The sequence below is a fragment of the Granulicella pectinivorans genome (genome assembly GCF_900114625.1).
Classification (GTDB): Bacteria; Acidobacteriota; Terriglobia; order Terriglobales; family Acidobacteriaceae; genus Edaphobacter; species Edaphobacter pectinivorans.
This window is the reverse complement of record NZ_FOZL01000001.1, coordinates 1,250,952-1,264,023: the sequence shown is the minus strand read 5'-3', so window position 1 is coordinate 1,264,023 and position 13,072 is coordinate 1,250,952. Positions and strand designations below refer to the sequence as shown.

11 protein-coding genes are annotated in these 13,072 nt (G+C 63.5%); 5 read left to right on the top strand and 6 right to left on the bottom strand.

The genetic code is table 11. The features are described 5' to 3' along the window. The first annotated feature begins 100 nt into the window (after window positions 1-100). Window positions 101-685, top strand: a complete 585-nt coding sequence (gene hslV, locus BM400_RS05050; protein WP_281245486.1) for an ATP-dependent protease subunit HslV — start codon at window positions 101-103, stop codon at window positions 683-685. 63 nt (window positions 686-748) lie between these two features. Continuing rightward, window positions 749-2,428, top strand: a complete 1,680-nt coding sequence (gene hslU, locus BM400_RS05045; protein ID WP_089837212.1) for an ATP-dependent protease ATPase subunit HslU — start codon at window positions 749-751, stop codon at window positions 2,426-2,428. 71 nt (window positions 2,429-2,499) lie between these two features. On the opposite strand, the gene BM400_RS05040 is transcribed toward hslU, so the two are convergent. After that, the gene (locus BM400_RS05040; protein ID WP_089837210.1) at window positions 2,500-2,931 is read right to left on the bottom strand and encodes an OsmC family protein; all 432 of its coding nucleotides are present in this window, start codon (window positions 2,929-2,931) and stop codon (window positions 2,500-2,502) included. A gap of 113 nt (window positions 2,932-3,044) precedes the next feature. Between BM400_RS05040 and BM400_RS05035 the strand changes: the two genes are divergently transcribed. Further along, window positions 3,045-3,572, top strand: coding sequence for a DinB family protein (locus tag BM400_RS05035; RefSeq protein WP_089837207.1), 528 nt, complete (start codon window positions 3,045-3,047; stop codon window positions 3,570-3,572). Window positions 3,573-3,740: 168 nt separating this feature from the next. Here BM400_RS05035 and BM400_RS05030 read toward each other — a convergent pair whose 3' ends face one another. After that, window positions 3,741-5,876: a type IA DNA topoisomerase gene (locus BM400_RS05030; protein ID WP_089837204.1), complete on the bottom strand. Its 2,136-nt coding sequence runs from the start codon at window positions 5,874-5,876 to the stop codon at window positions 3,741-3,743. Between the two features lie 65 nt (window positions 5,877-5,941). Here BM400_RS05030 and BM400_RS05025 point away from each other — a divergent pair, with 65 nt between their 5' ends. Next, window positions 5,942-6,193, top strand: coding sequence for a hypothetical protein (locus BM400_RS05025; protein WP_089837202.1), 252 nt, complete (start codon window positions 5,942-5,944; stop codon window positions 6,191-6,193). A gap of 128 nt (window positions 6,194-6,321) precedes the next feature. Here BM400_RS05025 and BM400_RS05020 read toward each other — a convergent pair whose 3' ends face one another. Beyond that, window positions 6,322-6,666 carry a cupin domain-containing protein gene (locus BM400_RS05020; protein WP_245781690.1) on the bottom strand — a complete coding sequence of 115 codons (345 nt, stop codon included), beginning with the start codon at window positions 6,664-6,666 and terminating at the stop codon, window positions 6,322-6,324. 160 nt (window positions 6,667-6,826) lie between these two features. Here BM400_RS05020 and BM400_RS05015 point away from each other — a divergent pair, with 160 nt between their 5' ends. Next, window positions 6,827-8,878, top strand: coding sequence for a heparinase II/III family protein (locus BM400_RS05015; RefSeq protein ID WP_089837200.1), 2,052 nt, complete (start codon window positions 6,827-6,829; stop codon window positions 8,876-8,878). On the opposite strand, the gene BM400_RS05010 is transcribed toward BM400_RS05015, so the two are convergent. The 3 genes from BM400_RS05010 to BM400_RS05000 all read right to left on the bottom strand — a co-directional run bounded on the left by BM400_RS05010 (window position 8,875) and on the right by BM400_RS05000 (window position 13,015). Continuing rightward, entirely contained in the window at window positions 8,875-9,729 is an 855-nt protein-coding gene (locus BM400_RS05010; protein ID WP_245781689.1) for an amidohydrolase family protein, read from the bottom strand. The genes BM400_RS05015 and BM400_RS05010 overlap by 4 nt on opposite strands. A gap of 185 nt (window positions 9,730-9,914) precedes the next feature. Further along, window positions 9,915-11,453 carry a galactarate dehydratase gene (garD, locus tag BM400_RS05005; RefSeq protein ID WP_089837195.1) on the bottom strand — a complete coding sequence of 513 codons (1,539 nt, stop codon included), beginning with the start codon at window positions 11,451-11,453 and terminating at the stop codon, window positions 9,915-9,917. Further along, entirely contained in the window at window positions 11,450-13,015 is a 1,566-nt protein-coding gene (locus BM400_RS05000) for an aldehyde dehydrogenase (NADP(+)) (protein WP_089837192.1), read from the bottom strand. Before BM400_RS05000 ends, garD begins: the two co-directional genes overlap by 4 nt. Window positions 13,016-13,072: the final 57 nt, after the last annotated feature.

Below are 13,072 nucleotides of genomic sequence, written 5' to 3'. Positions count from 1 at the left end.
TCTATTGACCGCCGCCCGCGCAGGGCCCCGTCCGGCAGGCCTCATGCACCGTTGTGGTGCGCGGATCATCTAAACCGCAGGACTATACTGAAAGATGCTTATGAAGAACGAAAATACCATGAATCATCCGCTCGATCTTGCGCAGGGCCGCACGATCCGCTCGACGACCGTGCTCTGCGTGCGGCGTGGGGACTCCGTCGTGATGGCCGCAGACGGCCAGGTTACGCTCGGCACGACCGTCATGAAAGGCTCGGCCAAGAAGATCCGCCGCATGTACCAGGACAAGGTTCTGGCGGGATTCGCGGGATCGACCGCCGATGCGTTCTCGCTGTTCAGCCGCTTTGAAGGCAAGCTGGAACAGTACGCCGGCAACCTGGGGCGGTCGGCTGTGGAACTGGCCAAGGAGTGGCGCACGGACAAGATGCTGCGGCACCTTGAGGCACTGCTGATTGTGACCGACCTGAAGCAGACGTTCGTGCTCTCGGGCGATGGCGATGTCATCGATCCGGATGAAGGCGTTGTGGCGATTGGGTCGGGCGGCAGCTTTGCACTGGCCTCGGCTCGGGCACTGATCGAAAACACGGACCTGAGCGCGCGGGAGATCGCGGAAAAGAGCCTGATCATTGCGGGCAAGATCTGTATTTATACCAACGACAACCTGATGATTGAAGAATTAAAGGCATAGCTTTGAGCTCTTGGCTGTTGGTGGTTCGCTGACGGCCGGGAGCTGCTTTCTCCTAAGGACACCATGGCAATCTTTTTACCCGGAACTGCAGAAGACCAGGCACTCGCGCTCGACGATATGACTCCGCGCGAGATCGTGGCGGAACTCGATAAGTACGTTGTTGGACAGCACGCGGCCAAGCGCGCCGTGGCCATTGCGCTGCGCAATCGCATGCGCCGGCAGAAGCTCGCGCCCGATCTCGCGGACGAGATCATGCCGAAGAACATCATCATGATCGGGCCTACTGGAGTGGGCAAGACGGAAATTGCCCGGAGGCTCGCGAAGCTGACGAACTCGCCGTTTCTGAAGGTGGAGGCGAGCAAGTTTACCGAGGTTGGCTACGTTGGGCGGGACGTGGAGTCCATGATTCGCGACCTGGTGGAGAACGCGATCGACATGGTGCGCGAGGAGAAGCTGGAAGAGGTGGAGGACAAGGCGGAGCTGGGCGCGGAAGAGCGCGTGCTCGACCTGCTGCTGCCACCCAATACGACTCCGCCCTCCACGGTTCCGATGCCTGCGGGGGGCGAGGCTCCCGCGACGCCGGCCTCCAAGGTGATTGAGCTTCCCGTGGTGACGGTCGATGAAGACCACACGACGGACGGCGCGCAGGAGAAGCACGACAAAGCGGTCGCCCAGCATGAACACGTCCTCGAGATGAACGCTACGCCCGCCGGGAACGCGGCTGCGCGGGAGAAGCTGCGGCAGCAGTTTCGCGAGGGCAAGCTGGATGACAAGATGGTCGAGCTCGATGTGCGCGACCGCAACCAGCCTTCGTTCGAGGTGATCTCCACGCAGGGCCAGGAGGAGATGGACATCAACCTGAAGGACATGCTCCCGGGGCTGTTCGGGCAAAGGACCAAGAAGCGCAAGATGAAGGTGTCGGAGGCGTTCGACTACCTGGTGCAGGAAGAAGAGGGCCGCCTGATCGATATGGATCAGGTGACGCGGATTGCGATTGAGCGCGTTGAGGACTCGGGCATGGTGTTTCTCGACGAGATCGACAAGATCGCCGGACGCGAGGGCGGCAATGGGCCGGATGTGTCGCGCGAGGGCGTGCAGCGGGATATTCTGCCGATCGTGGAGGGCACGACGGTTTCGACGAAGTACGGCATGGTGTCGACGGACCACATTCTGTTTATTGCTGCGGGTGCGTTCCATGTGACGAAGCCGAGCGACCTGATTCCGGAGCTGCAGGGGCGCTTCCCGATCCGCGTAGAGCTGCATTCGCTGACGGTGAGCGACTTTGTCCGGATTCTGACGGAGCCGAAGTCGTCGCTGGTGAAGCAGTCGACGGCGTTGCTGGAGACCGAAGGGCTGAAGCTGGAGTTTACGCCGGAGGCGCTGCAGGAGATGGCGCAGTTCGCGTTTCGGGTGAATGAGACGACGGAGAACATCGGGGCGCGGCGTTTGCACACGATTATGGAGCGGGTTCTGGATGAGATCAGCTTCCAGGCTCCGGATTTGATGAAGAACGTCGGTGCTACGGCGGAGGGTGTGGTGGGCGAGATTCAGCCTACGCTACCTTTGGTCTCGGAGCTGACCTCGGTGAAGCGTGAGGAGCAGCCGCCGGCACCGCCGCTGCCTGTGATCGAGCGCAAGACGGATACGGGCGTGGAGCGGGTGATTGTGATCGATCCGGAGTATGTGCGGCAGCAGGTGGCTTCGATCGTGAAGGATCAGGATCTGAGCCGGTACATTCTGTAAGGTTCCTTGCGCGACAAAACGTACGACAAAGCGCGGGCCTCGGTGAGGTCCGCGCTTCTGTTTGCCAGGGCCTAGGCTTCGAGGGTGGCGTCGAGGGTAATCTCGGCGGCCTTCAGCAGGCGCGAGATGGGGCAGCCTTCCTTGGCGGTCTTGGCGAGTTCGTCGAACTTTTCCTTGGTCGCGGTGGGGACCTTGGCCTTGGTGGTGAGGTGGATCTTGGTCACGGTCGGACCCTCTTCCTTCTTCATCTCAAGGGTGAGGACGGCGGTGGTCTCGATGGAGTCCGGGGTGAGGCCGGCACCGGTGAGCTGTGCGGAGAGTGCCATCGTGAAGCAGCCGGCGTGGGCGGCGGCGATAAGTTCCTCGGGGTTGGTACCGATGCCGGTCTCAAACCGCGATCCAAAGCTGTACTGCGTCTCCTTCAACACGCCGGACTGGGTGGAGATGGTGCCTTTGCCCTCTTTGAGTGAGCCATGCCAAACTGCGCTTGCGCTGCGATCCATGATGTTCTCCTGTACTGCTGCTTTTCTATCCAACTTCTATGAGATGCATGTTGCGGGGCTTTGGGTTTCGAGTTCCCTTGGCCGACATCCTGCACAAGGCATAGCATAAAAGCATGCAACAGAATGTGACTGAGCTTGTGCCTCTTCTTGCCCGCACCCCGAAGGCGCTGGACGCGCTTCTGCGTGGTTTGCCTGAGACCTGGACCCATCGCAATGAAGGCGATGGAAGCTGGAACGTCTTTGACGTGCTTGGGCATATGGCCCACTGCGAGCGCCATGACTGGATGCCGCGGGCGCGGATCATCCTTGAGGCCGGAGAGACGGTTCCCTTCCCTCCGCTGGACCGTACGGCGCACTTCCGGGCCAGCGAGGGGAAGACGCTGGAGGAGCTGCTGGATCAGTTCGCGGCTCTGCGGGCCGAGAGCCTGGTGGGGCTGAAGGCGATAAATCTGACGGAAGCGCAACTGGAGTTGAAGGGGCAGCATCCGGCGTTTGGGGTGGTTACGCTGGGGGAGCTGCTGACTACATGGGCGGTACATGATCTTACGCACCTGCACCAGATTTCGCGGGTGATGGCGTATCAGCAGAGGGAGAATGTTGGGCCCTGGAGTGCGTACCTTGGGGTGTTGAAGAAGGGGTAACGGCAAACACGAGATGCGGGGGTCTCTCCGCTGCGCGATGGACGATGAAACTGCCCCTCGCTGCGGTCGAGATGACGCAGATTTTTGGGTGGTTGAAGAAGAACGAGCAACGGCAAGGACGGAAGCAGATTCCCTTCGGGAATGACAACCAAAGACCGAAGGCTGAAGCTAGCGTTCGAACTCGAAGGTTACTTTGCCGTTGGCGTCGAGGACCAGGTAGGCGTCGAACTTTTTGCCGGCCTTGGAGACGAAGCCTTTGATGAGAGCCGTTCGGGCTTTCTTGGAGCAAAGGGCTTTGACCTGGCTCTCAGACAGCTTCTTCTTGGCTACCTCGGCCCAGATGACGAAGTCGCAGCCGCCTCCGGAGTTGGTGCACTCGTAGAGCTTCTGGTTGGACTTCAGCTTCACTTCGCCGTTGGCGCAGCGGGGGCAGAGAATGGCACCTTCCGCCACCTTGAACTCGCCGGCGGGGGCCTTGGCGACGATGCGGGGGGCGGGGGTGGAGGCGAGGACGACGGGGATGTCCTCGCGGAGGTACTCTTCGATCTCTTCGCGGAGCTCGGTAGCGTTGTACTCGCCACGCTCGATGCCGGCGAGCTTTTCTTCCATGGCGGCGGTGAGGGACGGGCTGGAGATGCGTTCGCTGACCTGGCCGATGAGGGCTGTGCCCTTGGGGGTGGGGTAGAAGAACTTGCCTTCGCGGAGGATGTAGCCGGACTGTTCGAGACGCTGGATGATGGCGGCGCGCGTGGATTCGGTGCCGAGGCCCTTGCCGCGGAGGATGGCTCGGAGCTCGTCGTCGTCGATGGCTTTGCCGGCGGTCTCCATGGCGGCGATGAGGGTGGCGTCGGTGTAGCGGGTGGGGGGCTTGCGCTCCTTGGTGACGAGGTCGAGCTGCTCGACGGGGTAGCGTTCGCCTTTTTTGAGCGGAGGGAGGGTTCCTACGGGCTCGCCGTCTTCGCGGTCGGGCTCGGCGGCGGCTCCGCCGTAGAGGATAGTCCAGCCGGGGTCCAGGACGCGGGCTCCGTTGGCCTGAAACTTCTTGCCGGCGATGTCGATGCCGACCTTCGTCTCTTCGGTGCGCTTTTCGGGCAGAAAGATGGACACGAAGCGGGTAGCGACGAGGATGTAGACGTTGCGCTCATCCTGCGAAAGGCGCGCGGTGGAGGAGCGGGTGGGAATGATGGCGTGGTGGTCGGAGAGCTTGGCGTCGTCGACGTAGTTCTTGCCGAGGGGAGGGCCGTGCTCGGCGCGGTCGATGGCCTCTTCCATGATTCTGGGGTCGATCTTTAGGGAGAGGGCCTTGAGCGTAGAGGCCAAGCCGGGGACCATGTCGGTGCCGATGTGGCGGGAGCTGGTCCTTGGGTAGGTGAGGACCTTGTGATTCTCGTAGAGGGCCTGTGCGATCTCGAGGGTGCGACTTGCGGTGTATCCGTGGCGCTTGTTGGCGTCTTTCTGGAGGGCTCCGAGGTTGTGGAGCTGCTGCGGAAGGCGGCGCGATTGCTTGACGTCGACCGACTCGATGAGGGCCTCGTTGGGGAGAGGGATGGCCTTCTGGAGGGCTTCGACTTCGGTCTTTTCTTCGAAGTCGAAGGTGATCTTGCCACCTTCGAGAAAGTTAAGGGCCTTGGCCACGAAGCCCGGGAGCGGGGCGTGGAGCTGGTAGAAGTAAGACTTGACGAAGCCGGTGATCTGCTCCTCGCGGCGGACGATGAGGGCGAGGGTAGGGGTCTGGACGCGGCCCACGGTGGAGAGGGTGCCGTTGGTGATGGTGTAGGCGCGGGTGTAGTTCATGCCCCAGAGCCAGTCGATCTCGGCGCGGGTCTGGGCGGAGTCGCCGAGGGCGTCGTAGTCGGTGGAGGGTCGGAGGCGCTGGAAGGCGTCGCGGATAGCCTCCTCGGTGAGGGAGCTGGCCCAGAAGCGGAGGACGGGCTTCTTGCAGCCGGCGAGGGTGTAGATGCGGCGGAAGATGGCTTCGCCCTCGCGGCCGGCGTCGGCGGCGTTGACGACTTCGGTGGTGGTCTTGGCGTTGAGGAGTTTCTTGACGACGGCGAATTGGTCTGCGGTCTGGGGGTTGGGGACGTACTGCCAGGCGGTGGGGATCATGGGGAGCTTGGCCGCGGTCCAGCCGCCGGCCCAGGCGGGGTTCAGCGTCTCGGGCATGGGCAGGTTGACGAGATGGCCGATGGCGTAGGTGACGATGACATCGGGGCCGGAGAAGAAGCCGTTTTCCTTCTTGTCGCAGCCGAGGACACGCGCGATGTCGCGGGCTACGGACGGCTTTTCGGCTACGACGACACGCATCGTTCCAGTTTACCGGGGCTTCCAAAGTGGAGGGCGAGGCGTCCTATCTGGCTGGAGGAATTCTGATGAAGATCGCATCCCTGATTCTTGCGGCGGTTGTGGCTTTGCCGGTTGCGGCGCAGCAGCAGGTGCCTATCGTTCCTCCTACCCCGGCGACCGATCCGGCCGCACCGGGAGCGCCTACGGCTCCAAGCAAGCCGATGCCGCCGGAGACGACCCCGAAGGGATCTCCCGCGAAGAAGCCCAGCACGAAGAAGAAGGCTGCGCCGAAGAAACCGGTCGAGAAACCGGCTAGCAATGCACCGGCTCCTGCTTAGAACGATGTTCTGCCGGAGGGACCATTCCGCGCGGGCGGTCACTTCGTGACGCGTAACTGCTTCGCATGGTCCTGCCGGGGCCTACGGCAGGACCGTTGGTCGGGCTTGGATGCTGAGCCGGCCGTCGATTACTGCGGGCGGTAGTCTTCCCGGATGGGTGTGAAGACATCGAGGACTTCGCTGGCCGCGAGAGCTGAGGCCTGGTGCTCCACGCCGCCGTCGACCACGAAGCTGTCCCCGGCGTGGACGTCGAAGATATGACCGCCGACGTCGAGGCGAAGGGCTCCCTTGACGACGTAGACGAGCTGATCGTGGGGATGGCTGTGGCGGGCACCTACCCAGTCGGCCTCGAAGAAGTGCCGGACGAGCATGATCTTTTCGTTGTGGGCCATCACCTGACGGATCATGCCGGGTTCGGGTGTCTGGCTCACCGGGTCGGCGTTGCGGATAATGGCGTTTGCATCCTCGATCAAGGTCTTGTCTCCCAAAGGTAAGTGCGTCCAGAGTACGCGAGGGCCAATGGCGCGGGCAATGCGGGGAATCGTTTTCCCAAAGGCCTCTTCCTCTGTCTATACTTCTCCCGCCGTCTGAAGTTACCGTTCTGCGTTCCTTTCTGTTTTCCCGAGGACTCCGATGCACGCCCCTACTCGCCGCACGTTTCTGGCCGGCACCGCCGCCGTCCTCGCTTCTTCATCTTCTCTCCTGAACGCCCAGCAGAACGCCGACCCTGCGGCTCCGCGTGGACGCGACCGAAACCTGCTGACGAAGGCCTTTCCGGCAGACATGGTGAAGTCTGCGCTGATTCCGATCGAGAGCTACCGGCCTTTTCCGACGATCAAGGACCGGGCGGGATGGAAGGGGCTGCGCGCGGAGACGAAGGCCGGGCTGATCTCGGATGGCGAGGCGTTCCTTGGATTTCACTGGCCGGAGATGCCGGCGACCGTCTTCCTTGAGTACGCGCGGATGGGGAATCGCACGGACTATGAGGGGATTCGCGGGAAGCGGAATGGAGCGCTGAAGGCTCTGCTGTTTGCGGAGTGCGTGGAGGCCAAGGGCAGGTTTCGCGACGACATTGTGAATGGGATCTGGGCGCTGTGCGAGCAGAGCTTCTGGGGTGTGCCGGCTCACCTCTACATCCAGAAGGCAGACCTTGGGCTGCCCGATCCGCGCGACCCGATCGTGGACCTTTTTGCGGCGGAGACGGCGGCTCTGCTGGCGACGGCGGTGTATCTGCTGGGGGATACGCTTGACCAGGTGAATCCGCTGGTGCGGGAGAGGGTGATCTTTGAGGCGGAGAGGCGGATTCTGGAGCCGTGTCTCGCGCAGAATTTTATGTGGATGGGGCTGCCGGGTGGAAAGCCCCGGCACGATCTGCCGTGGCTTGAGGATCCGCAGCATGGCGAGGTGCAGCCGGTGAACAACTGGGATGCGTGGATTTGCTGGAACTGGCTGACGGTAACGCTGTTCCTCGATCACGATCCGGAGCGGCGGGCGAAGGGCGTCGCGAAGATGATGGTGTGCCTGGACAAGTTCATCAACACGTATCCGGATGATGGCGGCTGTGAAGAGGGTCCGGGGTATTGGAATGTCGCGGCGGGCGCGATGATGGATGGGCTGGAGCTGCTGCGATCGGCGACGCATGGGACGGTCGATATTTATTCGCATCCGCTGCTCCTGGAGATGGCACTGTATATGCCGCGGACGCAGATTGCGGGTGATTTCTACATCAACCAGGGGGATGCGAGTTCCATCATTCATCTGGACGCGGACAAGATGTATCGGTTCGGCAAGCGGCTGAAGAGCAAGGAGCTGATGTCGCTGGCGGTGTCGGCGATTCCGCCCAACTACGGGCCGGTGACGGTGCCGGCGTTGTTCGCCGAGGTGGAGCTCAGGTCGCAGGGCATGGGTAAGGCTCCGTACTATCGCGATGTGTGGCTACGGGATACGCATATCTTTGCGGCGCGGCAGCAGGAGGGCTCGACCGATGGACTTTACCTGGCCTGCATTGCGAGCGATAACGGGAAGAGCCACAGCCATAACGACACGGGAAGCGTTTGGGTGTACTCGAATGGACTGCCGATCCTGATGGATCTGGGCGGCGAGACATACCAGAAGAAGAGCTTCGACAAGCACCGGTACGAGATCGAGTCGACACAGTCGGGTTTCCATAACCTGCCCAGCGTTAGCGGCTTGGATGAGGGTGTGGGGATTCCGTTTGAGGCGACGGACCATAGCTACAAGGCCACCGAGGCGTATGCGGAGTTGGGGATGGAGCTGAAGAAGGCGTATCCGGCGGCGGCGAAGATCAAGAGCTGGCGGCGGACGGTGAAGCTGACGCGCGGGGCGGTGCAATCGGTCGAGATGGTGGATGCGTTTTACCTGGAATCGCCGGAGGAGGTCATCCTGAACCTGATGACGACCTGTACGGTGACGGAGGTTTCGAAGGGGGTGTTGGAGTTGAAGGATCCGGTGTTTGGGCATACGGTGAACCCCGCGCCGGGGACGACGACTCCGCCGATCCGGATTGCGTTCGATGCGGCGCTGCTTACGTTTGCGGTCGATGTGTTTACTTCGGAGAACCGCGAGCTGAATGAGAACTGGCATGGGAAGGCCAACCGCATTCGGCTGAAGACGAAGGGGCCGGTTTCGAGTGGGAAGCTGAAGGTGACGCTAACGCGGGTTTAGAAGGGCCAGACGCGGCGGACGGCGCGGGTCAGGATCTGGGTTCGCTGCTCCGGGGTGAGGTCGAGGTGTGAGCGAAAGAGGGCTATGGCCTGGGCGTAGGTGAGAGACGGGAGCGAGACGGGCCAGTCGGTGGCGGCCATGAGGCGCTCGGGACCGAAGGCTTTGAGAAGGGCCTGGACGCGGGGTTGGGTGTCGGGGTAGGGGTAGGGCTGTTTCGAGATCGTCCCGAGGTGGGAGAGCTTGGTGAAGACCTTGGGGTAGCGGCTCAAGACTAAGAGGTTCAGATCATTGCTAAGAGGAGCGTCGGCCATATGGTCGATGACTACCGTCAGGTCTGGGTTCGCTTCGATGAGGGGGTGGATATCGGGGAGGCGGGAGGCTGGGATCAGGAGGGTCATGGGGACCTTCAACTGCTCGCAGCGGCGCCAAAGTTTCGGCATCAACGGCCCTTTGATCCAGTCGCCTTCGGGGGTGGCGGCGGGGCTGAGACGGACTCCGTGGAAGCCCTGAACTTCGGTGAGGCGGGAGAGTTGGTCGGGGGCGGCGGGGTCTTCGGGGTTGACGCGGCAGACGCCCATGAATTGCTTTGGATATCGGCGAAGAACGTCGGCGAGGTAGGCGTTGTCCCAGCGGTAGTGGATGACCTGGATGAGGACGGTGCGGTCGACTCCGTTGGCCTGCATGAGGGCGAGGAGGGCTTCGGCGGAGGCGTCGATGTCCGGAGGGTGGGAGTTGGGGGCGTAGGGGAAACGCGGGTTGCGGGTGAAGACGTGGACATGGGCGTCGATGAGCGGCTCGGGTTTTGTGACGACGGCGGCGGTGGCGGTGGTGAGGAATTGGCGGCGGTTCATCAAAGGCATACCCCAGGGGCTAAAGCCCTTTTGCTGGCGGTCCTGTGGAACCCGGGGCTGAAGCCTCTCTTCTTTTCTTGCCCGGTGACGTGGGCCTAAAGCCCCACTCTAATCCGGAGAGTAACGGCAAGAACAGAAGCAGATCCTCTTCGGGGATGACAACCAAAGGGCAAGCTCGGGGCGGTTTAGGTGATGGGAGCTGGGTTGAAGAGAGCGAACTCGTTGTGGAGGCCCCAGTGGTCGGCGTAGGTTTGGTGCTGGCCGCTGGCGGTCTTCAGGATCATGTCGAAGATCTGCTGGCCTACTTCTTCGATGGTGGCTTCGCCGGAGGCGATGGTGCCGGCGTCGATGTCGATCAGGTCGTGCCAGCGCCTGGCTAAGGCGGTGCGCGTGGAAACCTTGATGACCGGAGCCATGGCGAGGCCGTAGGGGGTTCCGCGACCGGTGGTGAAGACGTGCATGTTCATCCCGGCGGCTAGCTGGAGGGTGCCACAGACGAAGTCGCTGGCGGGGGTGGCGGCGAAGAGGAGGCCCTTGGTGGCGACACGCTCGCCGGGGCCGTAGACACCGGCGATGGGCGAGGTGCCGGACTTGGCGATGGAGCCCATGGCCTTCTCGACGATGTTGGCGAGGCCACCGCGCTTGTTGCCGGGGGAGGGATTGGCGCTGCGGTCGGCTCCTCCATGGGCGAGGTAGGCGTCGTACCAGGCCATCTCGCGGATGAGGTCTTTGCCGACTTGCTCTGTGGCTGCTCTTGCCGTGAGGAGATGGATGGCGTCGCGGACTTCGGTGACCTCGGAGAACATGACCGTGGCACCGGCGCGGACGAGGAGGTCGGCGGCGTAGCCTACGGCGGGGTTCGCTGTGACTCCCGAAAAGGCGTCGCTGCCCCCGCACTGGAGGCCTACGACGAGGTCGGAGGCGGGGCGGGTGACGCGGCGGCGCTTGTCGAGTTGTTCGAGGCGGGTTTCCGCGATATCCATGATGGCCTGGACCATGTCGCCGAAGCTCTTGTGCTCTTCGTCCTGGAGGCGGACGACGTATGGGCCGGTTTGCAGGATCGGCAGGGTACTCGATGGGAGCATCTGCGCAGGCTGGAGTTTTTCGCACCCGAGCGAAACCAGCATGGGGGCTCCGCCGAGGTTGGGGTTGAGTGCGAGGTTGTGCAGGGTGCGGATGGGGATCTCGGCGCCGGGAGCGTTGATGGCTACGCCGCAGCCGTAGGGGTGGGTGATGGCGATGACGTCGTCGACATGAGGGTACCTGGGCAGGAGCTCGGCCTTGATCTTCTTGATGGCGTAGTCGACTGTCGCGGCGACGCACTGGACGGTGGTGGAGATGGCGAGGATGTTGCGGGTGCCGACGGTGCCGTCGTCGTTGACGTAGCCCTCGAAGGTAAAGCCTTCGAGCGGAGCCGGATGGGGGGTGGCCGTAGTGTGGACGGGCAGGTGGTCGAGGGCGGGGGCTTCGGGCATAGAGAGGATGCCCTCGTGAACCCAGCCGCCCTGCGGGATGTCCTGCTCCGCGTGACCGATGAGGACACCGTAGCGGATGACGGGTGCTCCCGCGGGGATAGCCACCAGCGCGACCTTATGGGCCTCGGGGACGTCTTCCGCGAGGACCAGGCCGGACGGGAAGACGGTGCCGGCGGGGAGGCCGCCGGCGTTGACGAGGATGGCTACGTTATCCGCGGGATGGACCTTGACGTAGAGGGGTTCGCTCATGCGGGTTTGCCGTCGAGGGAGTGCGGGAGGGTTGGTGCTTGGAGCTCTGCCGGCAGCAGGGCTGTGGGGAAGTTCTGGTAGCAGACGGGGCGGAGGAAGCGGTCGATGGACATGGCTCCGACGGAGGTGGCGCGAGGGTCGGAGGTGGCGGGGTAGGGTCCTCCGTGGACCATGGCGTAGGAGACCTCGACGCCGGTGGGAAAGCCATTGATGAGGATGCGGCCAGCCTTCCGCTCCAGGATGGGCAGAAGGGACTGTGCCAGGGGTAAATCGGCGTCGTCCATATGGACGGTGGCCGTGAGCTGACCTTCAAGGGATTCGGCGATGACTTTGAATTCAGCTTCGGTCGTGCAGGCGATGAGGAGGGTGGTGGGGCCGAAGACCTCTTCGGAGAGCTCAGGCGTGGCGAGGAAGGCCTGCGAGGTGGTGCGGAAGAGTGCGGGCTGGGCGGAGGACGGGCCATTCGAGGGTAGGCCCTGCGCGAGGAGCTCGACCGAGGGGATGGCGCCGAAGGCGGCAGTTCCCTTCTCGTAGGCGGCGTGAATGCCGGCGTTGAGCATGGTGCCGGGGGTGGCGGCGGAGAAGGTGACGGCGGCGGTGGTGGAGAGCGTCTCAAACGACGAACCGGCGAGGCCGAGGACGATACCGGGCTTGGTGCAGAACTGGCCGACTCCCATGGTGGCGGAGGCGACAAGGGACTCTGCGATGGCAGCTCCGCGGCTGGCGAGGGCCGCGGGCAGGATGAAGACGGGGTTGGTGGCGGACATCTCGGCGTAGACCGGAATGGGCTGGGGACGGGCCTGAGCAAGGGCGACGAGGGCGAGGCCGCCGCGACGGGAGCCGGTGAAGCCGACGGCCTGGATGGCGGGGTGTTTGACGAGGGCTTCACCAACCGCGTTGCCGGTGCTGAAGAGGAGCGAGAAGGTGCCAGGAGGCATCTTGCAGTCGCGCACGGCCTGCTGGATGGCGCGGCCGATGAGCTCGGAGGTGCCGAGGTGCGAGGGGTGGGCTTTGGCGACCACGGGACAGCCGGCGGCGAGGGCGGAGGCGGTGTCTCCACCGGCGACGGAGAAGGCGAGCGGGAAGTTGCTGGCTCCGAAGACGGCGACGGGGCCGACGGGGATCTTGCGGGAGCGGAGGTCGGGGCGTGCGAGGGGCTTGCGATCGGGGAGGGCGGAGTCGAGGGTGAGATTGAGGAAGGAGCCGGTGCGGATGACCTGGGCGAAGAGGCGGAGCTGTCCGCAGGTGCGGCCGCGTTCGCCTTCGAGGCGGGGACGGGGCAGGCCGGACTCGGCCATGACGCGGAGGATGAGCTCTTCGCCGAGGGCTTCGATGTTGGCGGCGATGGTCTCGAGGAAGAGGGCGCGGGCCTCGAGGGGCGCGGCGCGGTAGGGATCGAAGGCAGCGGCGGCGAGGATGCAGGCCTGATCGACGTCGAGGGGGGTGCCGCCGGGGAAGTCGGGGCCGAGGGTCTCGCCGGTGGCGGGGTTGATGGCCTGAGTGGGGGTGTCGGTGCCGCGGACGGTAGTGAGGCCGATGAGCATTTCGCCGGTGATGGGCATTGTTCGAGTCTCCGTTACTTCGACTTTACTGCTGTTTGTCCTGCCGAACGTGCCCGC